The organism is Shewanella sp. Shew256 (genome assembly GCF_002196695.1).
GTDB lineage: Bacteria > Pseudomonadota > Gammaproteobacteria > Enterobacterales > Shewanellaceae > Shewanella > Shewanella mangrovisoli.
This window is the reverse complement of the sequence record NZ_NAJR01000001.1, coordinates 430,533-454,283: the sequence shown is the minus strand read 5'-3', so window position 1 is coordinate 454,283 and position 23,751 is coordinate 430,533. Positions and strand designations below refer to the sequence as shown.

The following is a 23,751-nucleotide window of genomic DNA, read 5'->3' as shown; positions in this document are numbered from 1 at the left end:
TAAAAAAGCCCGCTAATCAGCGGGCTTTTAAACATGCTTTAAGCCTTACAGGTTGATCTTAGGGTCTAAAGCACCTGACTGATAAGCTTTGTACATTGCTTGTAAAGACAAAGGCTTAATCTTAGAAGCTTGACCCGCACAACCAAAGGCTTCGTAGCGAACAGTACAGATGTCTGCCATCGCTTCCATAGAGGCTTTCAGGAACTTACGTGGGTCGAACTCGCTTGGGTGTTCGGCCAAGTATTTACGTACCGCACCGGTAGACGCTAAGCGCAAATCGGTATCGATGTTCACTTTACGCACGCCGTGTTTGATACCTTCAACGATTTCTTCTAATGGCACGCCGTAAGTTTCAGGAATTTGACCACCGTATTGGTTGATGATCTGTAACCATTCTTGAGGTACTGAAGATGAACCGTGCATTACTAAGTGAGTGTTAGGAATGCGGGCATGGATTTCTTTGATGCGGTCGATACGCAGTACATCACCCGTGGGTTTACGGCTGAACTTGTATGCACCGTGGCTAGTACCAATTGCAATCGCCAGCGCGTCAACATGGGTATCGGCAACGAAGCGTGCCGCTTCTTCTGGGCTGGTCAGCAATTGGTCGTGGCTTAATACGCCTTCTGCGCCCACACCGTCTTCTTCACCAGCTGTACCGGTTTCTAAGCTGCCTAAACAACCGATTTCGCCCTCTACAGACACACCACAAGCGTGGGCGAATGCTACGGTTCTGCGAGTCACATCAACGTTGTACTCGTAAGATGCTGGGGTTTTACCGTCGGCCATTAATGAACCGTCCATCATGACTGATGACATACCTAATTGGATAGAACGCTGACAGATGTCAGGATCGGTACCGTGGTCCTGGTGAATACAGACTGGGATATCTGGATACTGTTCAAGTGCAGCCGTCATCAGGTATTTTAAGAATTGTGGACGCGCATATTTACGTGCACCCGCAGAGGCTTGCACGATAACAGGGCTGTCTGTGGCTTCTGCAGCCTGCATGATAGCGCGCATTTGCTCAAGGTTGTTTACGTTGAACGCTGGCACACCGTATCCATGCTCTGCCGCGTGATCGAGTAGTTGTCGTAGGGAAATTAACGCCATTTTTTAACTCCAATAATAGGGTGACTGTCACATCAACGTTAGGTCACCGAGGTCGCTATCGTTTGGATGGATTTTTATGCTCAATCACTCAAGAACAACTTAGTCGTCTTAAGAGAATGAGCGGTTTTTTATAATTTTTTTATCTAGTTTTAGTGCCATCGCAGCGCCCTGCCGCGATGGCGCAATACCTAACTTAATGTTAGGCACCGCGTTGTTTTAGCATAGCTACAGCCGGTAACTCTTTACCTTCTAAAAACTCAAGGAAAGCGCCACCGCCAGTAGAAATGTAAGAGACTTTATCGGCGATATCATACTTGTCGACCGCCGCTAAGGTGTCACCACCGCCAGCGATAGAGAAGGCTTTAGAATCAGCGATAGCTTGCGCGATACGCTTAGTACCTTCACCGAATTGGTCGAACTCGAACACGCCCACAGGGCCGTTCCATACGATAGTGCCAGCAGACTTGATGATTTTCGCTAACGCTTCGGCACTGTCGGGGCCGATGTCGAAAATCATGTCGCTATCGCCCACTTCATTGACCGCTTTTAAGGTCGCGGCGGCCGTTGGGCTAAACTCACCCGCAACAACCACATCGGTAGGTACTGGGATGTCGCCACCGCGGCTTTGGGCATTCGCCACTAAGCGCTTAGCTTCATCAATTAAATCCGCTTCGTATAAGGATTTACCTACATTGTGGCCCGCCGCAGCGATAAAGGTGTTGGCGATACCACCGCCAACGACTAACTGGTCCACGATGCCAGATAAGCTTTCTAATACGGTCAGCTTAGTCGACACTTTAGAACCGCCAACGATGGCCACTAATGGGCGCGCTGGGTTGTCTAGGGCTTTGCCTAACGCTTCTAATTCTTGTGCTAATAATGGGCCTGCACAGGCTATAGGTGCGTGTAAGCCAACACCATTGGTAGACGCTTCTGCGCGGTGAGCGGTACCGAAGGCATCCATCACATACACATCACATAAGGCTGCCATTTTCTTTGACAGGGCTTCGTCGTTTTTCTTCTCGCCTTTGTTAAAGCGAACGTTTTCAAACACAACCACTTCGCCTACCGCAACTTCAACGCCGTCTAAATAGTCGGTCGCTAAGCGCACAGGGCAAGACAGGGCTTTGGCCAAGTAATCGACCACAGGTTGCATGGAGAATTCGCTGTTGTATTCACCTTCGGTTGGACGACCTAAGTGAGACATCACCATTACCGCAGCGCCTTTGGCAAGGGCTAATTCGATAGTGGGAAGAGAGGCGCGCAGACGTGCATCACTGGTGACGACGCCGTTGCTGACTGGCACATTGAGATCTTCACGAATAAGCACTCGCTTACCTTGGAGATCTAAATCTGACATATTGATAATTGCCATGGTAACGCTTCCTTTTATAATCAAAAAAAACAAACTGGTTTTGCATCAATCGGTTAGCCTAGATAGCTACTCGGCACTCGACATCCCGTCGAATTGGCCACTAGGCTTAACCCACTGGTATAAATTCTCATCTTCAGCTTTGTTTAGCTGCAATCATCGCCAAACTGGTATCTAGCATACGATTTGCAAAGCCCCACTCGTTATCGCACCACAGCAACAGTTTCACCAACTGCCCTGCGCTCACCCGAGTTTGGGTGCCATCGACAATGCTTGAGCGCGGATCATGGTTAAAATCACAGGATACGAGCGGCTCATCAGTATAGCCTAAGATACCGTTAAATCGTCCATTGGCGGCCAATTCTAACACTTGATTGACGGTCGCAATATCCACTGTTTTATCTAATGTTACCGAAAGATCGATAGCGGTAACGTTGATCGTGGGAACGCGCACCGAAATCGCCTCAAACTTGTCTTTCATGTGCGGCAAAATCCGCTCGATACCACGGGCAAGTTTAGTGTCGACAGGGATGATTGACTGACCCGCAGCTCGGGTGCGGCGTAAGTCATCATGATAGGCATCAATCACTTGCTGATCGTTCATCGCCGAATGGATAGTGGTAATCGCGCCACTTTTCACGCCAAAGTGTTTATCCAGCACGTCGATAACGGGCACGATACAGTTGGTTGTACAAGAGGCGTTGGAGACCACAGTATGCTCGGCGCGCAGTAAGTCTTGGTTCACACCGTAAACGATAGTGCCGTCAACATCGGCAGAAGAAGGGTGACTGATTAAGACCTGTTTGGCGCCTGCGTAGATATGGGCCTCGCAACTGTTGCGATCTAAGATGGCGCCAGTCGCTTCATAGACGATATCGATGTCCATCTCGCGCCAAGGCAGCTTGGCTGGATCCGGTTCATGGAGAATTTTGATGACGTCATCGCCGATCAGCATCTGATCATCGACTAATTTGACTCTGGGCTGAAACCGACCGTGGGTAGTATCGTACTGGGTCAGATGAATGATGGCTTCTGGCTTAGCCAACTCGTTGATTGCGACAATTTGTATTTGCTGACGTTTTCCGGACTCATATAAAGCGCGAAGGATTGAGCGGCCAATACGACCATAACCATTGATTGCGACTCGGATCATTGAGGTCTTTATTTCCTCTTAACAATACTGCATATACAAAAACGGCCTGCAAACGATTGCAGGCCGCATTATACAGATTAACCTTTCAAAAGTTTAACCTTTTGTCGGTAATCTCATCACCTAAGCGATTAGCCTAGTGATTTTGCAGCATTCAGCACATTTTCAACGGTGAAACCGAAGTGCTTCAGCAGGACGTTACCTGGCGCAGACTCACCAAAAGTGGTCATGCCAACAACAGTGCCTTCGAAACCAACATACTTGTACCAGAAGTCAGTATGGGCCGCTTCGATAGCGATACGCTTAGTCACCGCTTTTGGCAGTACAGACTCTTTGTAAGCGGCATCTTGCTTATCAAACTCAGTGTTTGATGGCATAGAAACCACGCGAACTTGTTTGCCTTGTTCAGTCAGCGCAGCCGCCGCTTCTACCGCTAATTGCACTTCACTACCGGTTGCAATCAGGATGAACTCAGGCGTACCCGCACAGTCTTGCAGTACGTAAGCGCCTTTTGCCACATTAGCTAACTGCTCAGCAGTACGTGGTTGAGCCTTCAGGTTTTGACGGCTGAATACTAGCGATGTTGGTGCATGACGACGTTCGATAGCCGCTTTCCATGCCACTGCGGTTTCAGCCGCGTCACATGGGCGCCATACCGCCATGTTTGGCGTCATACGCAGGTTAGCTAATTGCTCAACTGGTTGGTGAGTTGGACCATCTTCACCTTGACCGATAGAGTCGTGGGTGTAAACGAAGATGTTTTGAATGCCCATTAGCGCAGACATACGTACTGCATTACGAGCGTATTCCATAAACATCATGAACGTCGCGCCGTAGTTGATGAAACCACCGTGGAGTGACACACCGTTCATGATGCCGCTCATACCGAACTCACGCACACCGTAGTACACGTAGTTACCCGCTGGATCTTCTTGAATACCTTTAGAACCTGCCCACAAGGTCAGGTTAGAACCCGCTAAGTCAGCACTGCCGCCTAACAGTTCAGGCAGAACCGCACCGAAGGCGGCAATCGCGTTTTGTGACGCTTTACGGCTCGCAATACCTTCGCCTTTCGCTTGGCATTCTTGGATAAAGGCTTGCGCTTTAGCTTCGAAATCAGCTGGTAATTCACCTTTCATCACACGGCGCTCGTATTCGGCAGCCAGTTCTGGGTAAGCAGCAGCGTAAGCGGCAAACTTATCGTTCCAAGCCGCTTCACGGGCGTTACCGGCTTCTTTAGCATCCCAACCTGCGTATACGTCGGCAGGGATTTCGAATGGCGCATGTGGCCAACCTAAGAATTCACGGGCCGCTGCGATTTCAGCATCACCTAATGGTGCGCCGTGGCAATCGTGGCTGCCAGATTTGTTTGGTGAACCAAAACCGATAATGGTTTTGCAGCAGATCATGGTTGGCTTGTCGGTCACGGCTTTTGCCGCTTCGATAGCCGCGCGAATCGCATCGCTATCGTGACCATCAACGTTAGCAATTACATGCCAGCCGTATGATTCGAAACGTTTTGGCGTGTCATCGGTAAACCAGCCTTCAACATGACCGTCGATAGAGATGCCATTGTCATCCCAAAATGCGATCAGTTTGCCTAGGCCTAAGGTACCAGCCAGAGAACAAGCTTCGTGGGAAATACCTTCCATCAAGCAGCCATCGCCGAGGAAGCAGTATGTGTAGTGGTCAACAATCTCGTGACCTTCACGGTTGAACTGTGCCGCTAAGGTTTTTTCTGCAATCGCCATACCCACAGCGTTGCTGATCCCCGCCCCTAATGGGCCAGTGGTGGTTTCAACACCAGGGGTGTAGCCGTATTCTGGGTGACCCGGAGTTTTTGAATGTAACTGACGGAATTGCTTCAGTTCATCGATAGGCAGGTCGTAGCCAGTCAGGTGTAATAAAGAGTAGATCAGCATAGATCCGTGACCGTTAGAGAGGATAAAACGATCTCTATCTACCCATTTCGGATTGTTCGGATTGTGCTTAAGGAAATCATTCCACAGCACTTCAGCAATATCTGCCATGCCCATTGGGGCGCCAGGGTGGCCTGAGTTTGCTTTTTGAACTGCATCCATACTTAACGCACGGATTGCGTTGGCGAGTACTTTACGGGAAGACATGCTCTCTCCTGCTTAATTTGTGGGGTCTAGCGGGCAATTTGGACGCATATTTTCCCCTACATAGCGAAGCGACGCAAACGAAAATTGCATTCCACTGTCCAGTCTGGTGGATTACACCTTTGAAGGTTTAGGCGAATTCATCTTAAAACACATTAAACACATTTGTAATACAATAATTTAAATATGTTATATCCTTTGTCACATTTAGTCCCATAGCAATCAGGCTACAACCTTGGTTTGAGCTTAGCTCAGCGACAACTTACCCACCTCATCTGGAACAAAAACCACATACCACTATCAATTCATTGAGTTAGAGCAGAAACTCCAGCGCCGCAAACTCAGCCAGATTTGGGGCTTACCTCACTTTACACACAAATATTTAGTTTAGGGGGTGTCAACCAAGGGAAATTCCACTAAAATAGCCGTCTAGATGTAGATGCTTCTACACGTTTGATTGCTAACGACGAGATTTTCCTACTATGGCAAAGCACTTGTTTACTTCTGAGTCGGTCTCAGAAGGTCATCCCGATAAGATTGCAGATCAGATTTCTGATGCTGTGCTAGATGCGATTCTGGCCCAAGATCCTAAAGCACGTGTTGCGTGCGAAACATATGTCAAAACTGGCATGGTATTAGTAGGTGGCGAAGTGACCACCTCTGCCTGGGTTGATATTGAAGAGCTGACCCGTAAAACGGTTCGTGAAATTGGTTATGTCCATTCCGATATGGGCTTCGATGCCGATTCTTGCGCAGTATTAAATGCGATTGGTAAACAGTCTCCAGACATCAACCAAGGTGTCGACCGTGCCGATCCAAAAGAACAAGGTGCTGGCGACCAAGGTTTAATGTTTGGTTATGCCAGCAACGAAACTGACATTCTGATGCCAGCGCCAATCACCTATGCCCACGCATTAGTGAAGCGCCAATCAGAAGTGCGTAAAGATGGCACTCTGCCATGGTTACGCCCTGATGCGAAAAGCCAAGTCACCTTCGCTTACGAAGACAACAAAATTGTTGGTATCGATGCGATCGTACTGTCTACCCAACACAGCCCTGACATCGCCCAAGCGGATCTGATCGAAGGCGTGATGGAAACCATCATCAAGCCAGTTCTGCCAGCACAATGGCTGAACAAGGACACTAAATACTTCATCAACCCAACTGGCCGTTTCGTTATCGGTGGTCCAATGGGTGACTGTGGTTTAACCGGTCGTAAGATCATCGTAGATACCTACGGTGGTATGGCGCGTCACGGTGGTGGTGCTTTCTCTGGTAAAGACCCATCAAAAGTTGACCGTAGTGCGGCTTACGCTGCCCGTTACGTAGCGAAAAACATCGTTGCAGCAGGCTTAGCGGACCGTTGTGAGATCCAAGTGTCTTACGCTATCGGTGTGGCTGAACCTACGTCTATCAGCGTTGAGACCTTCGGTACTGGTAAAGTATCAGAAGAAGTCTTAATCAAGTTAGTCCGTCAACACTTCGACCTGCGCCCATACGGCCTGACCGAAATGTTGAACCTAGCTCGCCCAATCTATCAAGCAACCGCCGCTTATGGTCACTTTGGCCGTAACGAGTTCCCATGGGAAGCGACGGATAAAGCTGACGCACTTCGCGCCGATGCAGGTCTGTAATCTGCATTAAGCTCACGCTTTCGCTTGTAAAAAACCGCCTTAGGGCGGTTTTTTTATGCTTAGGATGTATTGCCTAACCCCATCATAATCAGCAAGATGGCTTTCACTATAGGCAAAAGACAGGGACTCAATGAAGCCGTTAATCGCACAACTCCAATCCTGTTCTTGGGCGACCAAGGTGGGCCATAACGAGCCCATGACCAAAACCTTAGGCAGCCTTGAAGAAATCACCACTTATCTTGAAAAGGATCCCGACCGTTTTTTCGAACCGCCCTACTCCGAACCCTATGAAAGCTTATGCGTTAGCGACCATCAGCAAGCCGACAGATTAAAGCCCCAAGTCTCAAGCGAAATCGTCGCTCAAATCGCTAAAGCCGCCTATCTGGAAACCTGGAAAATAGTACCCGTTGCTGAGATTTGCACACTGGTGTCAGATGATGCCGATACCTTAGCCACTTTACTGCTAGCCGATGAACGCTCTCAGAATTTACCCAAGAACGTTTAGCTTGGTACTTACAAGGACGGCTTCCTTTTGGCTATCAAGGGAAGTATCCGACGGGGGAATGGTTAATCCTATAACTCGGATTAACAGTGGTCAAAATGGGCGTTTTGCATACACAGCAGGTTTATCTGCGCGGCGGATAACAGTGCACAGTCTTGCACGCCGATAATCCTTGCACCTTGAACGGCCTCAGGTGTTAAACGTTCTATAGCCGCGCTGTAGGCATTGGTTCTGCCGCAATCGAGCCAACAATCCTCAATCTGCAGCCAATAATGGGGGCGACTATCGTCGCAATCGACTTCAAATCCACGGGCTTCGCATTGCTGCAACGCGCACTCGGATAATAAGACTCGCAAATTATCCCAAGCCGACAAATTGGCATTGGCGTATGTCGTCAGCAGATTGCTGACCAAGGTATCACTCACTATTTCTCTCCAACCAAAAGGCTTTAGCCTCGGGTCCTGGCATCGCCTTGGCGTATAACCAGCCCTGCACATAACTCACCCCCGCCGCTTTAACAAACTCGGCTTCTTCAGGGGTTTCAACTCCTTCGGCAATCAAACTGAAGCCTAAACTATTACAAAGCTTACAGATTTGCAGATACAAGGTACGCCCTTTTGGCTCGCTGGTATTGGCCAGAATACTGCGGTCGAGCTTAATACCATCGACATTAATCCGACTCAGTAAACTTAAGCTAGAAAACCCTGTCCCGAAGTCATCTAAGAAAAAGCTAAACCCATGTTGTTTAAGCTGCTTCATGCTGTTATCGATACGATTTAAATCCAACATAAAGGCCGATTCTAACATCTCAATTTCGACTCGGTTGGCGACGCTGCCTAACCTTTCATTCATGGTCGCCAACAATTGGGGATCGGTAATATTGTTTGGGTCGATATTGATGCTCACTTTTGGGTAAAAACCTTCTAATTCCCAGCGAGCGAGATCCTCTGCAACCGTATTAATCACAAAGCGGTCGATGATATGGGAATAGCCTGCACGCTGAAAGGCATCAATAAAATACGGCCCCTTTAACTTACCATGCTCATCCTTCAGGCGAATAAGCGCTTCATATCCAACAACATGATTAGTACTTAAGGCAATTTTAGGCTGATAGTGTAGTTGCAACTCACCCGCCAAGACTTCTTTGATGGTCTTCTCGAGGTTCAATTCAGCCTTAAGCGATTCGGACTGCTGCTGTGAATAATGCTGCTCACTCATCCGGTCGATATCTGCTTGAAACTGCACACGTTTGATTAATTCGCTATCAAACTCATAATGCTCAGACATCAAGGAGAAACGTCGTACAAAGGGCAGATAAATCAATACCCCAAGCCCGATTAATAACACCTGGAAAAACACCGCACTGATATGGCCGCTGGCAATGTAAGCGTTGAGCAATGGCGGCGTGATCCAAGGGAAACTGTGACCCTCAAAGCTTAAGATCCCAACATGGATAGCACTGTAAGCTAAGATAAAATTAATCAGCGGCGATAGGATAAACGGCACTAATAAGCGCGGATTAAAGATAATCGGTAGGCCGTAAATCAGAATTTCATTGATGTTAAAAATCGCAAAGGGTGTGGCAATTTTGGCAATATGCCGAGTAGCGCTGTCTTTAGCGCCAATAAAAATGGCAATGATCAGCGATAAAGTGGCACCGCTACCGCCATAGAGAATAAACAAGTCCATAAACTGGCTCGCCGTTAAATGCGGTACCAGTTGCATTAAACCATTATCGACGCCAATCAACAGTAGATAGGCGTTATCGCCATGCACTCCAAAACACCAGAGCACATGGGTGAGCAGGATCCGCATAAACAGTTGCACGCCGAGGCTCGCTTGTTGCAACCCTTCGATAAATGGCGCAAATAACCATTCTAAAAAGATAGAAGCTTCGGCAACGATGGCAAACAGACCGATAAAACCAATCACTATCGGGAAAAATAAATTTAAATGTTGCTTTAAGTAACGACTCAGCGCCTTCGCTTTAATCAGTTGAAGCCCCTTCCATGCACTCAAAAAACGTAATAAATAGGCCGAGATAATTGGCAAAACCGCAATCCGCGGATCCGCCAAAATGGCGCGTACATAATCGAGATTAAATACATTACCCGTATCTTGGGCATTAATGGCGAGTAAAATACTGAGCGACAAAGAACACACCACAATCGCCGACAGTTGTAGATATTTAGCAAAGTGAAAGGACAAAGAAATCAGTGCAAGTAATGGAAAAATCTTTGAAAGTTGCACCGAAAAAAAACTAATTCCCTGATGAAATGCAGAGCCTTGCCAAGTAGGTATGCCAATGTCGAGTAAGGCAATAATCAGCGAGAGAAACGAATTAATCAAAATAAAAGGCAGTAACGCGATAAAGGATTCACGTATCGAAATGAGAAAACTTCTATCAAGAAATTGGCGTAGCTCAAACTTCATAGCAGCATCTATATTGATTAGTATTTTCTAACCATAGTCGATACAGAGTATTCCTCATAACGATATGCACTAAATACTGAGTTTCCAAGCAAGAACACGTGTCAATCTGGATGTTCACTAAGCCTGAGTGCGCGCCACCATTAAATAGTAATCTCTTGCCGAAACGGTAAAGAAATCGACCACTTGCATCGTGGCTTTTTGAGTATGAGCAGCAAAGGAACGCTCGTTTTCCTCGGCAATAAAGGTCACCGCATAGGCAAAATGAGGGGCAAGTTGCTGATAAATCCCCTTCACCAACGCCTCAAAAACCCCCTGACCTCGATAGTGTTTATCTATCCAAATGGGGCCATACTGACAAGTGTTCTGCTTCGTTAATCTAGGGCCGTCCCACTCGGCCTTAGCTAAGCGATTAAGGAGCGTGCGATAAACTGGCCAAGTTTCGAAAAAGGCCCAACGCCCGGCAATCACATAACCAATAATCCGCCCTTTATCTTCGGCCACCACCACCCAATGTCGAGTGACTAATTCGGTCAGTTCACTACGGCCAAAGGCTTGCCCCTCCAAGCCCATCGCCGAAGACGCCAGTTCATCATTGAGGAAGGTTCTTTCTAATAAAACTAAAGAATCAATATCTTGCGTCGTAGCAGGGCGTATATTTACTGTCATTGTCTAAACTCAATTTGGCGAGCAATATGGCTGGCGGCGCGCCAGTATACAGGAGTCATAAATCATCCCAATAATAGATGCATAAAAACTGATGATTTTTAGCCCGTTGATTTGCAAATTATCTTGTTGTTTCCCAAACTTAAGGCATATTTTTTGCCCTTTAGGCGCCACCATGTTGCCCGAAACCATCAACCCCAATGTCAGCCTGCTCGATAGTGACCACCAGCAAGTGAATCTTGGTCGCTGGATGCATCAATGCGAGTTGATTAAAAGCTACTACAGCGCCACCAGTGTGTTTGTGCTGCAAATGACTCAATCTGGTTTTGAAGTGATAGTCAGCTCAGTGAGCGAAACGCCACTCTTTACCTCTGGCACTTTGTTTGCGAGCGACTTCCCCCTGTTTGAACAACTTAAACATAGTCCAGCGGAAGGAGACTATCTTAATCTCGGTCGTTTTATGCTCGATGAATTGCCACGGGATTTTGATGGTATTCAACATATTCTCTCACGCCCTATCGCTTGGCCCGACGGCAGCCAATTTGGTTCGCTGTGCGTATTAAATCCCCATATGGTCGAGCCCGCGAGCAACAGCGCCATGCTCGAGCCCTTCCAAATTCTATTGCAGCAGGAATTATCCCTGTTATGCCAAAATCATCGAATTGAATCCCTATCGATGCGCGATCAAGAGACCGGCATGCTCAACCATTACGGTTTTATGATGATGGCGCCCAGGCAACTCAATCTAGGACGACGTTTTGGCGCCCACGCAGGAATCGTCTTCTTCGAGTTAACAGAAGCAAATTCGTCGGAAAATACTTTAGAAGAGAAACACCATAGACTGCTGGGCAATTTGGTCCAAGATACTATTCGCACCGCCGATGTGGCCGCCCATTACAGTGAGACTCAATTTGTGGTGTTAGCTTTCGTCGATAGCGAGCGCGATATATTGCACATTATGAAGCGGGTCGAAAAACAATTAGAACAACAAAACCCCCATCTAAAACTCGATGCCAGTTACAGCTTCTTTACCCCAGAATCGACGGCCAAGTTAGCGCCCATGATGGAGGATGCGCGCTGCAAACTGAAATCCATGCAGCCAGAGCCTGAACCAAACCAAACAAATCAAGCGCCCAAGTTCGATGCCGAACAGTATGATAATCCCGCCGCCGACTCGGCCGAGCTCTAGCTTTTACGCGCGATTAGTCTTTAGGAAGCTCATCCTGACGCTTCGCCCATTGGATAAACAGCACCACGGGATAGGGTGACATCAATACGAGTCCTAAACCAATGAGGCTTGAGATCAGTAACATACCGCTGATTTCTAGACTCCATTGGGTCAACATATAGATCCCAAGTCCACAAACTAACATCAAAACACCTAACCAATGTAAAAACTTCAATAAATTCATAGTGCTTTTAATGGTATCTGTCATATAAACCTCTTTTTATCTCCCGCTAAACTTGTACACTATGGCCATGAATACGGAAAAAGGAACTGAGACAATGTTAAAACAAACATTTCTATTAAGCGCATTACTTTTTGGTTTAACCGCATGTCAGAGCACTGACGTTGCCAATCAGGACACAGTGCCATTACAGGGAAGTTGGCATATTGAAGCCGTTCAAGGGCAACCCACAGTGGATTACAGCCCTGCGCAAATCACCTTCGCTGATGAAGGTAAACTCTCTGGCAATAACAGCTGCAACAACTTCTTTGGTCAATACAGCCAGCAGGGACAGGCGCTAAAAATCATACCTGGCGGCAGCACGATGAAGGCCTGTGTCGATGCACTGATGCAGCAGGAGCATAAAGTGATGCAAGCCCTGCCACTGGTCGCTAAGGCCAAGTTAGTGCAAGGGCGTTTAACACTGCTTAGCAGCGACGATAAGCCCGTCCTAGTCTTAAGCCAGCTTAAATAAACTTGCTTAGATAATAAAAAACCGCCTAGTTGGCGGTTTTTTATTATTCGATGAATTAACTTTTTGTCGCGGCGTTTTCACTCGCGGCATTTTGCTCGGCAATCATAGCGCTCTGCACCATGTCGGCATTGTAATGCTCAACATCGAGCTCATCTTCCGACTTAGCAATCACAGTCGTCGCCACTAAGTCGCCAGAAACGTTTACCACGGTGCGCGCCATATCGAGAATACGGTCAATTCCCGCAATCAAGGCCACGCCTTCTAAGGGTAAGCCCACGGTCGAGAGCACTAAGGTCAGCATCACTAAGCCCGCACCCGGCACACCCGCGGTGCCGATTGAGGCTAAGGTCGCGGTTAAAATAATCGTTAGATAGTCGACCCAAGTTAAATCGATACCAAAGGCCTGCGCCACAAACAGTGCGGTCACGCCTTGGTATAGGGCGGTGCCATCCATATTGATGGTGGTGCCTAAGGGCAGCACAAAGCTAGAGATCTTCTTATTTACCCCGAGATATTCGCTCGCACATTTCATGCTTGCAGGTAAGGTACCCGCCGAACTTGAGGTGGTAAATGCCACCGCCATCGCATTGCTGATCCCCTTGAAAAAATGCAGTGGATTCAGCTTGGCAAATAGACGCAACACTATGCTGTAGAAACCTAACACGTGGATAATACAGCCAATATAAACGGCAATAATCACTTTAATCAGCGGCCACAGCATGTCGATGCCATACTCGCCCGCGACCCATGCCATCAGACCAAATACCCCATAAGGCGCAAGCTTCATCACCATGTCGGTGAGTTTGTACATGGCCTCTGCAAGGCTTTCAAACACCTTGATAGCAGGCTTTCCATGATCGCCAATCAAGACCAAGGCAATCCCTAGCGCCACAGCAAACACAATGACTTGCAGGATTTGACCACTCGCCAAGGCGGCAACAGGGTTGGTAGGGACTATATCAATCAGGGTTTGCATCACCGAAGGCACTTCTTTTGCCGTTTGTACCGCTTCGTGTTGCAGTAAAGGCACGCCCGCACCGGGTTGCACCACATAGCCCACGGCTAAACCTAGGCTGATCGCAATCGCGGTGGTGCACAGGTAAAACGCAAAGGATTTAAACCCAATTCGGCCCATTTTGGCGGTGTCTTCCATTGAGGTCACACCGACAATCAAGGAACAAAACACTAAAGGCACGATCAGCATCTTGATGGTATTCACAAACAGGGTGCCAATAGGTTTCAGGTAAGAAGCCTGCTCACCTAAACTGATGCCCACCGCAATCCCCAACACCATACCAACGAAAATTTGCAGCCACAGGGGCACTGACATCCAGGAAGACCAGATCCGGCCTAGGGCTGATGACCTTTGTTTTGACATGTTTATAACCTTGAGTTTTAAATGATGATAGGGCTGAGCCTTATCCTTGGCGGGACTAACTTAACTTAGCCAGCCGCCGAGTCTAACATAAGGGATAAAATTCTAAGGATGATCTATATCACGTTGATGCCAACCGCTGCAAAATCCAGCTAAGGCAAAGCCTAGGCCTCAAATTGCACCGAATTGACTGAGGCGGCAAAACGTTGGCGATAAAGGGATGCGGGCGGCTGCTCGCACTCGATAAGGTAGCTCCAATAGTCATCGTCAAAACCGCTGAAGAGTGACTGATTATCCCCCTGCGATTTGAGGATCAAATACCACCAAACCAGCCCCCATAGTCCAAAGGTGATTAAGGTAAGTACAAAGTGCATGGCATGATTCATCTTAAAATCTTCTTGCACCTCATAGGCTTGTAAAAATTTTGGCTTAAAGCGACGAGTTGATTTTACGAATGCCATAATCGCATCACTCCCTTAGGATGAAAACCTTATTCAAGCCTAGCAGATTAGACTTTAGTCGTACAAAAATTAGCCGTGATTAAAGCAGGATTTGAAACGCTGTTCACTCGTTCTTCTAAACGGTTCCGTGCTAAAGTGTGCCGCCAAATAAAAGCCGATGCATAAGCGTCATCCCCATACACAAGAGCGGTAGAGGTACTAACCGCCGAGGAGTTGTTATATGTTGATCCGTAAAGCCAAAGTGCAAGATCTCACCGCCCTAGTTCAATTTAATCAGGCAATGGCGCAGGAAACCGAAGGCCTCACCCTAGACGAAACGACCCTGATTAAAGGCGTCAATACCTTACTGAATCACCCTGAGAAAGGCTTTTATCTGGTGGCCGAAATCGATGGCGACATTGTCGGTTCGCTGATGGTTACCTTCGAGTGGAGCGACTGGCGCGCCAAAGATTATTACTGGATCCAAAGCGTTTATATTCGTCCGCAAAATCGCCGTCAGGGGATTTATGGCAAGCTCTATGCTGAGGTGAAACAATTGGCCGAGGCCAATGGTGGCGCCGCGAGTTTCCGTCTCTATGTGGAGCAGGAAAATACCGCCGCTCAACAAACCTACCAAGCGCTAGGGATGAAGCAGAGTTACTATCTGATGTACGAAGAGAAGTAATAAAAAAGGATCGGGCATCACCCGATCCTTTCGTTTCAAACCGCTTTTAATTCCAAGCTTAGCTTAACAAACCAAACAGAATAGCCGTCATCGCCAGTAGGCCCGCAATAATCACAAACACGTTGCTGATGCGGTTACGGTAAGCCTTCAAAGCTGGCACTTTGTACACGGCATACATTGGCATTAAGTACAAAATCGCCGCAATAATCGGCCCGCCCAGCGCCTCAATCATCCCCAAAATACTTGGGTTTTTAATCGCAACGGCCCAAATCGTGGCAAACATAAACACTAAGATAAACTTGTTCAGCTTGTTCTCGCTGATTTGTTTGTTACTTGAGCGCAGCTGCTTAACGATAATGCCCTTCATGCCCTCAGTCGCGCCCATATAGTGGCCAAAGAAAGAAGACACAATCGCCACAAACGCGATGAAAGGCCCGAAATAGCTGACAAAACCACTGTCATGCACGTTCGCAAGGTAAGATAAAATCGGCAGGTTCTTCGCCTTCGCTTCGGCCAACTGTTCTGGCGACAGCGACAACACGCAGGAGAACACGAATAACATCACAAAGCCGACTAACATCATCGAGGTATTACGCAGGATCACATCGGCCTTACGGGCCGCGTTGACGCCGTGGTCACGCTTAAGGGAAACCGAAAATTGCGAAATCGCTGGAGAATGGTTAAAGGCAAACACCAATACAGGAATGGTTAGCCATACAGTGCCCAAAAAGGCGCCGGTGTCTGGCACGACTTGCAGCGCATCCATTTTCCACTCAGGGATCAGATAGATGGACATAAAGGCCAAAATCCCCACCAACGGATAGACCAGCAGTTGGGTCACTTTTAGCATAAATTGCTCACCAGCAACCATCACTGACATCATGCCGAAAATCAACACGCCAGACAGCAAGAAACGTGGCGGAGAGGCCATGCCCAACTGGTTGACGATAAAGCTGTCGACTGTGTTAGTGATCCCCACACCGTAGATCAACACAATGGGATAAATCGCTAAGAAATACAGCAGCGTAATCGCCTTGCCCGCGCCAATCCCAAAATGCTCTTCAACCACTTGGGTAATGTCACTGCCGGGAATACTCGATGAACATACGAAACGTGACAGACCGCGGTGGGCGAGATAGGTCATAGGGCCGATGATGATGGCCATCAAGACTAATGGCCAAAAACCGCCCATGCCCGCATTGATAGGAAGAAATAAAATGCCCGCCCCCACAGCGGTGCCGAATAAACTTAGCATCCAAGTAGTGTCTTGGCGCGTCCATGGTAAGTGTCTTGTTGTGCTTTCTTGCGTGCTTTGAGGTGTTTCGAGAACACTGATCGCATCTTTTTGCATATTAAAATTACCTTACGGTGATACCGCATAAAAAATTCGGCGTAAGGATAGCGAAAAAGCTTAAGCAAAAGTTGATCTAACACCATTTTAAGTAATGAAATTTCAAATAAAACTGGGTTTGCGATCTAGATCCATGAATTTACGTAATAAATTTTCAATAGTGCAGCAAAAAGATCACACAAAAACACCAATAACGTACAGTTAATTCACCCCTGCACCTAAGAGTTGACACGGCCAGTTTGTCGATAAAAACCACAAAACCGCATCAAGTCGCAAAAATGCACTAAATGCGACAGGCTTCAATTAAGCCCTATAAAAGCTTGATCGAGATCACTGTGTAAATTGTTAAATTTTTACATTTTGAAACAGCGAGCGCTGCGCCAGAGAAAGCCAATAAAAAAAGGCCCACCTAAGTGAGCCCATCTATTCACGACAACTCAGCAATTACTGGGCTTTTTGCAGTGTCAGCTCAGTGGTCGAAATCACCGCAGGGGCGATATCGGCTTCCTTAAACAGTAAAGGACGGAAAGTCTTACTGCTGGAATACAGATTGCTCTGGTCGGTAAAGGAAGGCGACAGTATATTGCTCGACTCCGAATAGGTAAGTATGCCGCGCGCGACAGGGCCCTCATCGGTAAAGCTGACCGCCATCATCCAACTTGAACCGTAACGCACTTGGTAACCCTTAGCCGTCATGCCTGAGGCCATAGCCTTACCCGTAACAACATCCATTAGCGGCGCGTACTTATGCTGCGGGATCAGAGTGTCATCTCCCGACAAGCTCGTAGAGAATACGTTGAATCCCCCTTCCGCGTTATGGCTGCCCGGCCAAGGTAAACGCGCGCCGCTGGCTGTGCCGTCGGGGAGTGACTTCTCGACAAACTGCACATCACCTAGCGGTGCATCTAAGGCAAAACCCGCGGCTTCAAGATTCAAGGCCGCATGGGCAAGCGCCACTAATGCACTACCGTCTGTGGTAAGCGTATTAGGCGTGGTTGCCGCATTCGCGGGGTCGAATCCCTTGGTCAACATGGTTTTTTGGCTGAACTGATGGGCAAACTCACGCAGTAAGGCGCCGCCTTTACTGTCGTTATCTTGCTTACCGTTCCAGGCTTTGAGCGCCGCACAGGCTGAGGTGAGATCCTTCGATAAACTCGCTGATACCACCACAGGCGTACTGCCCTGCGCCTCACATTGGGCAATCAAATCCGGCAATACCAACTCAGCTAAATAACTGCGATTCGACAATACCGCGGCTTCTAACTCTTCCAGATTGAACTTGCCATCACTGCCCGCCGCATCCTGCATCAAGGTTAAGCCCATACGGGTACGCAGCGATAACTGCCCAGCTTCTGGACCATACATGGGCGAGAAGTAAGTCAGTGGCTCATTTAAGTTGGTAGACCAGAAGGAGTCATTGGAGTTTTGCACAAAGTCACTACGCTCAAGCTTAGGCGCACGCTCATAGGGCGTGGGGCCACTAAAGCTAAATAACGAAGTATTCCCCGGCAGAATGGTAAAACCTGCTTGCTCTTTTGCCGCCTTAATATCGGGTGAAGTCTTTAGCACTACCACCGCCGCCTCGGATAAACCGGGCACGGTCGAGTCGTCGATATAGAAGGCGTTCCCCTCTTTATCGGCATACATAGTGTTGTTGAAAATCACCCCGTCGTAGTCTTTAAAGGCTTGTTGGAATTCGTCTTTATTGGTCGCTAAGTTCATGGCGAGCCAATGATCGACCGGATCCATAGTCGCCATGTTCGCATCTTGGATCATAAAGGCACTGCCATCGTCCCAACCCAAAGGCGCGAGCGCAGGCGGCGCCTCGACCATAGGTCCTTTTGCCGTGGTGTAAATATCCTTTTCAGCCACTAACATGCCAGCGGGGCCTGCGTTCACTAGGATAGACACAGTCTCTTTATTGATCGGCATCGGCTGACCATCGAACAGATACTGCAATCTATCGCTAGAGACCAGCTCGAGGTTATACATCACAAAATGTTCAGCGGTCGAGAAGGTATGAGTCCAAGCTAAGTCTTTGTTAAACCCGATATTGATAGGGCCTGGCATGCCCACCAGCGAGCCACCCATCATATCCAATTGGCCTGGAATAGTAATGTGCGATTGCCAGAAGCGCAGGTTGCCCGTGTGTGGGAAATGCGGATTGCCTAGCACCATGCCGCGACCATTTTCAGTCTTGTCTTTACCCAGACCCCAACCGTTAGAGCCTAAATCCCTTGGATTAGTCTCAGGTGTGGTAATGCGCGCCGCACGGGCAAGCAATTTAGACTGCATATCGCTGACAAACGCGGTTTGTTCTTGGCTTGGCGCAGGCCCGACGATGCGCGGCATGTATTCCTGCCCATCCCCGGGGTTAGCGTAGAAAATCAAATCGAGGAAGTTAGCCGCACCGGGTAACAGGGCGATGGAAAACAGATAAGTGACCACATCCTCTGGCACTATGGGCTTCACCCACGGCTGACCGCCACAGAAAGGTTCGGCGGTTTGTTTACCCGCTTCAACATCGGCAAGGTATTGGTTATAACCCGCGGTAAAACCTTGGATTAATGCACGGGAACGCTCACTAAACTGCGGCCATTTGGCTTCGGCTTGCTCACGAATTTTTAAGGCTTTATAGGCAAAGTCGGAGATTAAGTTGCCATTGTCTTCTGCCGTGGGCAGCCCTGTTGTGAAATCAATCGACGCATGGGGGCCAAAGTACATAGAGCGTTGGGAGTTGGCCTTAATAAAACCATCGGCGAGCACGCAGAGGTTGTCCTGCGCCTGCGCGTAACCGCTACCAAAACCTAAGCTTTCTAGGTTATCGGCTTGGATATGGGGCACACCGTAGGTAGTTCGACGAATATTGGCTTTGAGTAAGCCGTTGGGGGCAAAGGTTTGTAGTTGGGTTTCAGGTTCGGTAGGTGTAGTGCTATCTTCGCTGTCGTTACAGCCTGTGAGCATAACGCCGCAGGCCATCCCCATCGCGATCATGAGTTTGTTGAATTTCATTATTATTATCTCTTAATTTTAGTTCCTTCAATGACATAGCTTTACTGCTTAAATCAGCTAATTGACTGAAGGAGCAATAGTCGTATGTCGCTTCCTGATGCACGACTCTGGCTATTTGCTCCCCATGCATTCGCTTTTTTACTGAGCCAAGGCGATGAATATGGCAAAATAGAAAACCCAGAGGCGAGACACCTCCGACCATTTAAGCAATGATTCAAACGAGCGTCCACATTAAAAACCAAAATAAATAACTTATATGCAACAAAACATTATCAAAGTGATCGTCGGTTCGAAAAACCCCGTCAAAATTAACGCGGCGGCCAATGCCATGGCGCTGCTCTTCCCTGAATATGAGATCCAAACTCAAGGCATGGATGCGCCCTCAGGTGTCCCCGCACAGCCCATGACAGATAGCGACACCCGCCAAGGGGCAATCAACCGTGTTCACTATTGCCAGCAACAAGTTGAAGCGGATTATTACTTTGCGATGGAAGGCGGCGTCGATTGTTTCGAGTTTGGTCCTGCGACCTTCGCCTATATTGCGATTGCCCACCAAGCCCGTTTGAGCATTGGCCGAGGCGCCCTGTTGCCGCTACCTATGCAGGTTTATCAGGCACTTGAGGCGGGTGAAGAGTTGGGGCATGTGATGGATAGACTGTTCAATACTGTCAACATCAAACAAAAAGGCGGCGCAATCGGCCTGCTCACCCACGGCCATGCCACCCGTGAGAGCAATTACACCCAAGCGATTATCCTCGCCATGGCGCCGTTTTTGAATCCTGAGCTGTACCCTTAAATTTTGTTAATGAAATATTGCAAAGCCGAGCAAAGCCCGCTAATTTCGTTGTAACTTGCAACTAAATGATTCGAACTGAGCCACTGCCAGCCCACACAAGTGCTTGCATGGCTCAACTTTGGTTAACCCTGATGGCATTCAATCCGACTATGGCAAATGATCCAGGCTCATCTAGCCAACTGAGACACCTTTCCCGCTATATGGTCAGACACTTAGGCATGCTCAATGCGGCCTTTGGCGATTTACCTCTGTCCCCAGTACAGGCCCACGCCTTGTTTGAGATAGGCAATCAACCGCAAACCATTAAGGAACTCGCCTGCAAACTGAGCATAGATAAATCCAATGCTAGCCGCGCGATCAAACACTTAGTCGATAAAAACCTCGCCCAGAGCCAAATGCATCCGCGGGATAATCGCTGCCTCGTCGTACAACTCACGAGCGCAGGTAAAAAGCTGCTCGCAAAATTAGATAGCCAGCAAAATCAACTCTTTCAAGAAATCTTGGCCCAGCTGACCCCTGAGCAAATTCAACAAATCGAGCAAGCTCTTATGCAATACAACCAAGCCATACACAAAGCCAAACAACAATCGGGTTGCCTTATCCGTGAAGCGACCGCCGCCGATGATGCCGCCATTGCCCAAGTGATCCGTGCGGTTTCCGCCGAATACGGCTTAACGGCGGATAAAGGCTATAGCGTGGCCGACCCCACCTTAGATTGTTTAAGCCAAATCTATTCGCAGCCGGGCGCCAAATACTGGGTGATTGAGCATGAAGGCCAAGTGGTTGGCGGCGCAGGCATAGCGCCACTGGCTAACAATGAAGGTATTAGTGAGCTGCAAAAAATGTACTTTATGCCCGAGATCCGCGGTAAAGGCTTAGCCAAGCGCTTAGCGCTGCAGGCCCTCGAGTTCGCCCGTGAATCGGGTTATCAGAGCTGCTATCTCGAAACCACCGCATTACTCAAAGAAGCCCTAAAACTCTACGAACACTTAGGGTTTAACTACTTGAGCACACCACTTGGCAATACTGGCCACGACGCCTGCGAGATCCCAATGCTATTGCCACTGCACGCCGAACTGAATGAATAGCCTTGTGCCAATATTTGCAGCAGTTAAGGCGCGGCTAAGACCCACTTTTTGGTGATACAAAGCGCCCCTTTCAACGAAAGAAACCAGAATAAGGCTCAATTAACAAATCGTGGAGCCTTATTCTGTCGAAGTCATTAGCGTTAACGGTTACATCAGACCCAGCCCTGCGTTTGCGTTACTCCCGCAAACGCAACGTCTACTGAGTCGACGCAGTGACAAACTTAAACCTTATGCAGAGATGATGTCGTCAGTAGTAACTGACTGCGAATGATTTGACGTATTTGATTATGCAGTTCAAATACCCGGTTACGGTCGTTAAGGTTTAAGGAGAGATTTTCCAGCATGACTAAGTCCAGATTATATCCTGGGTAATGCAGCGTCATTGACATATACCCCGAGACATAACCCGTATGGCTATATTCGACTAAGTCATTGTCCTTATTTATCCTTATCCCATAACCGTAGCGCATATTCGGCCACAAAAATGGCAGCTCGATATAGGCAGTGGTCATCATCTGATAACTTTCAGGGCTCAACAACTTGCCAGCATGTAATTGCTGCTGAAAGGCGGCATAAGTGGCCGTCGAGACAATTAATCCCCCTGCGGGCAATAACGTTTCATCAATCACCAGCTCAGAAGGCGCAATCACTTCGCCTTCCTGCAATCCCACCGCCAAGCTAGGCACTTTGGCATGAATCGCCTCAATACTGCCAAGCTCAGCACTTAGGCCACTAAGTTGGTATCGCGCAGCAAATTGTACCACCTGCTCGGTAAAGGATTGATGATTCACCTTCTCAAGTACTTGTCCCAACAATGAATAACCCAAATTGGAATATTCAAACTGGTTACCAGGAACGAACCGATTGTGCTTACCCAGTTTATCGACACCCGATGTATGGTTCAGCAGTTGGTGCAAAGTAATGCGCTCATCATAACGGTTGGGATTCAAAGCACCCGCATTGGCATTCGCATCAATGGCTTTTAGCGCCTTAGATTCCGCGTCAAGATCGCCAAAAAGGTAATGATTTAGCGCTTGATTTAAATCGAGTTTCCCCGCATCGAGTGCCTGCAACACTAGCGTTGCGGTAATTTGTTTAGAGAGCGATGCCATCACAAAGCGCGAATCTTGATTGATCCCTTCGCCCTTTTGTAATTCAAGCAGTGGTTTCCCCTCTTCAAGCAGAATAACGCTGCCACTAAATGGCTGCGGCGAATCCATTATCGCCGCTTGGATTAAACTCTTAACCTCCCCGAGCTTAGATTCTGAGGATGCAGTTTGGCTTTCAAGCTTAACTAACTGACCGCCTTGCACGCTTTCCGACACAATCGCAGTTTCAAACGGCTCGCCAACACTATTGGCACTTGGGAGTAATAACAACCCCGATAGCAGGGAACCGATAACACTCAAACGCATGGGTTATCCTTAACTTAATTAGCAAATACTGCCAGATTAGAAAGCGGCCAGCTTATCACAGGCACACCTTAAGTGTGACTTGAGGTTTGGAGTGCCAGTTAGGAAGCAATTGATAATTCGTTATAAAACCACAACGGCAATAATTACCGCACCCAACATATATAAACCCGCTGTGAGTGATATCGATTTTATCGGGCTAAACTCTTCAACCTCCAACGTTTGTATCTCTTCAATTTTGACTTCTTTTCCCTCTCCCTCAATCTGCTGGTCAGTCACTCTTTCGACGGTAAATTCCACCTGTTTACCCGATACGGTGGTGACTTTGACTTTTTCGCCGATATAACTGGGTGCCGATTGAGCGTCTAATTTAACTTCATTGAGTGAAGAACATGCACTAAGGGAGAAACTGATAAGTAATGCTATGGCTAGCCTTTTCAAACGAACCTCCTATCCTACAAACGGTTGCATCCATGATTAAATAATTCCCATAGGCATAAGTACTTAGATAAGACGATTCAACTTACGAAATTCCGCTCGTAAACTAAAGAAACTTGAGCTGAATTGACTAAGGTTAAATCTTTTGACTGAGGTTCAAGTAATAAATCTATTGAGACACCCATTGTTAAATTTTACAACGAGAAGACCAATTTGAAGCATATTCAAGCTAGCAGGATAC

21 protein-coding genes are annotated in these 23,751 nt (G+C 47.9%); 7 read left to right on the top strand and 14 right to left on the bottom strand.

What is annotated here, in order from left to right; all coding sequences use genetic code 11:
* Positions 1-45: 45 nt before the first annotated feature.
* The 4 genes from fba to tkt form a co-directional block, all read right to left on the bottom strand.
* Complete coding sequence (gene fba / locus B5P39_RS01950) at positions 46-1,113, bottom strand: class II fructose-bisphosphate aldolase (protein WP_011621571.1); 1,068 nt, start codon at positions 1,111-1,113, stop codon at positions 46-48.
* 199 nt (positions 1,114-1,312) lie between these two features.
* Positions 1,313-2,488, bottom strand: coding sequence for a phosphoglycerate kinase (locus tag B5P39_RS01945; protein WP_088210265.1), 1,176 nt, complete (start codon positions 2,486-2,488; stop codon positions 1,313-1,315).
* Positions 2,489-2,621: 133 nt separating this feature from the next.
* Entirely contained in the window at positions 2,622-3,638 is a 1,017-nt protein-coding gene (gene epd, locus B5P39_RS01940) for an erythrose-4-phosphate dehydrogenase (RefSeq protein ID WP_088210264.1), read from the bottom strand.
* Positions 3,639-3,766: 128 nt separating this feature from the next.
* Positions 3,767-5,761: a transketolase gene (tkt, locus tag B5P39_RS01935; RefSeq protein ID WP_088210263.1), complete on the bottom strand. Its 1,995-nt coding sequence runs from the start codon at positions 5,759-5,761 to the stop codon at positions 3,767-3,769.
* A 479-nt stretch (positions 5,762-6,240) separates the two neighbouring features.
* Here tkt and metK point away from each other — a divergent pair, with 479 nt between their 5' ends.
* Together metK and B5P39_RS01925 are read left to right on the top strand one after the other, a co-directional pair.
* Positions 6,241-7,392 (top strand): methionine adenosyltransferase, encoded by a 1,152-nt coding sequence (metK, locus tag B5P39_RS01930; RefSeq protein ID WP_011621567.1) that lies wholly within the window; start codon positions 6,241-6,243, stop codon positions 7,390-7,392.
* A 130-nt stretch (positions 7,393-7,522) separates the two neighbouring features.
* Positions 7,523-7,897 carry a hypothetical protein gene (locus tag B5P39_RS01925; RefSeq protein WP_254915672.1) on the top strand — a complete coding sequence of 125 codons (375 nt, stop codon included), beginning with the start codon at positions 7,523-7,525 and terminating at the stop codon, positions 7,895-7,897.
* An 80-nt stretch (positions 7,898-7,977) separates the two neighbouring features.
* Here B5P39_RS01925 and B5P39_RS01920 read toward each other — a convergent pair whose 3' ends face one another.
* The 3 genes from B5P39_RS01920 to B5P39_RS01910 all read right to left on the bottom strand — a co-directional run bounded on the left by B5P39_RS01920 (position 7,978) and on the right by B5P39_RS01910 (position 10,993).
* Complete coding sequence (locus B5P39_RS01920; protein ID WP_088210262.1) at positions 7,978-8,319, bottom strand: hypothetical protein; 342 nt, start codon at positions 8,317-8,319, stop codon at positions 7,978-7,980.
* Positions 8,312-10,327: an EAL domain-containing protein gene (locus B5P39_RS01915; RefSeq protein ID WP_088210261.1), complete on the bottom strand. Its 2,016-nt coding sequence runs from the start codon at positions 10,325-10,327 to the stop codon at positions 8,312-8,314. Before B5P39_RS01915 ends, B5P39_RS01920 begins: the two co-directional genes overlap by 8 nt.
* 117 nt (positions 10,328-10,444) lie before the next feature.
* Positions 10,445-10,993: a GNAT family N-acetyltransferase gene (locus tag B5P39_RS01910; protein WP_088210260.1), complete on the bottom strand. Its 549-nt coding sequence runs from the start codon at positions 10,991-10,993 to the stop codon at positions 10,445-10,447.
* Positions 10,994-11,165: 172 nt separating this feature from the next.
* On the opposite strand from B5P39_RS01910, the gene B5P39_RS01905 reads away from it, so the two are divergent.
* Entirely contained in the window at positions 11,166-12,179 is a 1,014-nt protein-coding gene (locus tag B5P39_RS01905; protein ID WP_088210259.1) for a GGDEF domain-containing protein, read from the top strand.
* A 13-nt stretch (positions 12,180-12,192) separates the two neighbouring features.
* Here B5P39_RS01905 and B5P39_RS01900 read toward each other — a convergent pair whose 3' ends face one another.
* Complete coding sequence (locus B5P39_RS01900; protein ID WP_086903750.1) at positions 12,193-12,426, bottom strand: hypothetical protein; 234 nt, start codon at positions 12,424-12,426, stop codon at positions 12,193-12,195.
* Between the two features lie 70 nt (positions 12,427-12,496).
* On the opposite strand from B5P39_RS01900, the gene B5P39_RS01895 reads away from it, so the two are divergent.
* Entirely contained in the window at positions 12,497-12,913 is a 417-nt protein-coding gene (locus B5P39_RS01895) for an META domain-containing protein (RefSeq protein ID WP_011718162.1), read from the top strand.
* A 55-nt stretch (positions 12,914-12,968) separates the two neighbouring features.
* On the opposite strand, the gene B5P39_RS01890 is transcribed toward B5P39_RS01895, so the two are convergent.
* Complete coding sequence (locus B5P39_RS01890) at positions 12,969-14,291, bottom strand: dicarboxylate/amino acid:cation symporter (protein WP_088210258.1); 1,323 nt, start codon at positions 14,289-14,291, stop codon at positions 12,969-12,971.
* A 161-nt stretch (positions 14,292-14,452) separates the two neighbouring features.
* The gene (locus tag B5P39_RS01885; protein ID WP_088210257.1) at positions 14,453-14,749 is read right to left on the bottom strand and encodes a DUF4234 domain-containing protein; all 297 of its coding nucleotides are present in this window, start codon (positions 14,747-14,749) and stop codon (positions 14,453-14,455) included.
* A gap of 220 nt (positions 14,750-14,969) precedes the next feature.
* Here B5P39_RS01885 and B5P39_RS01880 point away from each other — a divergent pair, with 220 nt between their 5' ends.
* On the top strand, positions 14,970-15,413 hold the full coding sequence (locus tag B5P39_RS01880) for a GNAT family N-acetyltransferase (protein WP_088210256.1): 444 nt from the start codon (positions 14,970-14,972) through the stop codon (positions 15,411-15,413).
* A 58-nt stretch (positions 15,414-15,471) separates the two neighbouring features.
* On the opposite strand, the gene B5P39_RS01875 is transcribed toward B5P39_RS01880, so the two are convergent.
* Positions 15,472-16,764, bottom strand: a complete 1,293-nt coding sequence (locus B5P39_RS01875; protein WP_088210255.1) for a serine/threonine transporter — start codon at positions 16,762-16,764, stop codon at positions 15,472-15,474.
* A gap of 444 nt (positions 16,765-17,208) precedes the next feature.
* Entirely contained in the window at positions 17,209-19,776 is a 2,568-nt protein-coding gene (locus B5P39_RS01870; RefSeq protein ID WP_088210254.1) for an acylase, read from the bottom strand.
* 256 nt (positions 19,777-20,032) lie between these two features.
* Between B5P39_RS01870 and yjjX the strand changes: the two genes are divergently transcribed.
* Both yjjX and B5P39_RS01860 read left to right on the top strand, forming a co-directional pair.
* Positions 20,033-20,572, top strand: coding sequence for an inosine/xanthosine triphosphatase (yjjX, locus tag B5P39_RS01865; protein ID WP_011627128.1), 540 nt, complete (start codon positions 20,033-20,035; stop codon positions 20,570-20,572).
* A gap of 107 nt (positions 20,573-20,679) precedes the next feature.
* Entirely contained in the window at positions 20,680-21,660 is a 981-nt protein-coding gene (locus tag B5P39_RS01860; RefSeq protein WP_254915671.1) for a bifunctional helix-turn-helix transcriptional regulator/GNAT family N-acetyltransferase, read from the top strand.
* Positions 21,661-21,881: 221 nt separating this feature from the next.
* Here B5P39_RS01860 and B5P39_RS01855 read toward each other — a convergent pair whose 3' ends face one another.
* Together B5P39_RS01855 and B5P39_RS01850 are read right to left on the bottom strand one after the other, a co-directional pair.
* Complete coding sequence (locus B5P39_RS01855; protein WP_088210253.1) at positions 21,882-23,075, bottom strand: serine hydrolase domain-containing protein; 1,194 nt, start codon at positions 23,073-23,075, stop codon at positions 21,882-21,884.
* A gap of 120 nt (positions 23,076-23,195) precedes the next feature.
* A complete protein-coding gene (locus B5P39_RS01850; protein ID WP_088210252.1) occupies positions 23,196-23,513 on the bottom strand; it encodes a hypothetical protein in 318 nt (105 codons plus the stop codon).
* Positions 23,514-23,751 lie beyond the last annotated feature (238 nt).

Bases quoted from the DNA above. Each gene is read 5' to 3' on its own strand.
- fba (WP_011621571.1), bottom strand. From the start codon at position 1,113: ATGGCGTTAATTTCCCTACGACAACTACTCGATCACGCGGCAGAGCAT.
- B5P39_RS01945 (WP_088210265.1), bottom strand. From the start codon at position 2,488: ATGGCAATTATCAATATGTCAGATTTAGATCTCCAAGGTAAGCGAGTG.
- epd (WP_088210264.1), bottom strand. From the start codon at position 3,638: ATGATCCGAGTCGCAATCAATGGTTATGGTCGTATTGGCCGCTCAATC.
- tkt (WP_088210263.1), bottom strand. From the start codon at position 5,761: ATGTCTTCCCGTAAAGTACTCGCCAACGCAATCCGTGCGTTAAGTATG.
- metK (WP_011621567.1), top strand. From the start codon at position 6,241: ATGGCAAAGCACTTGTTTACTTCTGAGTCGGTCTCAGAAGGTCATCCC.
- B5P39_RS01925 (WP_254915672.1), top strand. From the start codon at position 7,523: ATGAAGCCGTTAATCGCACAACTCCAATCCTGTTCTTGGGCGACCAAG.
- B5P39_RS01915 (WP_088210261.1), bottom strand. From the start codon at position 10,327: ATGAAGTTTGAGCTACGCCAATTTCTTGATAGAAGTTTTCTCATTTCG.
- B5P39_RS01910 (WP_088210260.1), bottom strand. From the start codon at position 10,993: ATGACAGTAAATATACGCCCTGCTACGACGCAAGATATTGATTCTTTA.
- B5P39_RS01905 (WP_088210259.1), top strand. From the start codon at position 11,166: ATGTTGCCCGAAACCATCAACCCCAATGTCAGCCTGCTCGATAGTGAC.
- B5P39_RS01900 (WP_086903750.1), bottom strand. From the start codon at position 12,426: ATGACAGATACCATTAAAAGCACTATGAATTTATTGAAGTTTTTACAT.
- B5P39_RS01895 (WP_011718162.1), top strand. From the start codon at position 12,497: ATGTTAAAACAAACATTTCTATTAAGCGCATTACTTTTTGGTTTAACC.
- B5P39_RS01890 (WP_088210258.1), bottom strand. From the start codon at position 14,291: ATGTCAAAACAAAGGTCATCAGCCCTAGGCCGGATCTGGTCTTCCTGG.
- B5P39_RS01885 (WP_088210257.1), bottom strand. From the start codon at position 14,749: ATGGCATTCGTAAAATCAACTCGTCGCTTTAAGCCAAAATTTTTACAA.
- B5P39_RS01880 (WP_088210256.1), top strand. From the start codon at position 14,970: ATGTTGATCCGTAAAGCCAAAGTGCAAGATCTCACCGCCCTAGTTCAA.
- B5P39_RS01875 (WP_088210255.1), bottom strand. From the start codon at position 16,764: ATGCAAAAAGATGCGATCAGTGTTCTCGAAACACCTCAAAGCACGCAA.
- B5P39_RS01870 (WP_088210254.1), bottom strand. From the start codon at position 19,776: ATGAAATTCAACAAACTCATGATCGCGATGGGGATGGCCTGCGGCGTT.
- yjjX (WP_011627128.1), top strand. From the start codon at position 20,033: ATGCAACAAAACATTATCAAAGTGATCGTCGGTTCGAAAAACCCCGTC.
- B5P39_RS01860 (WP_254915671.1), top strand. From the start codon at position 20,680: ATGGCTCAACTTTGGTTAACCCTGATGGCATTCAATCCGACTATGGCA.
- B5P39_RS01855 (WP_088210253.1), bottom strand. From the start codon at position 23,075: ATGCGTTTGAGTGTTATCGGTTCCCTGCTATCGGGGTTGTTATTACTC.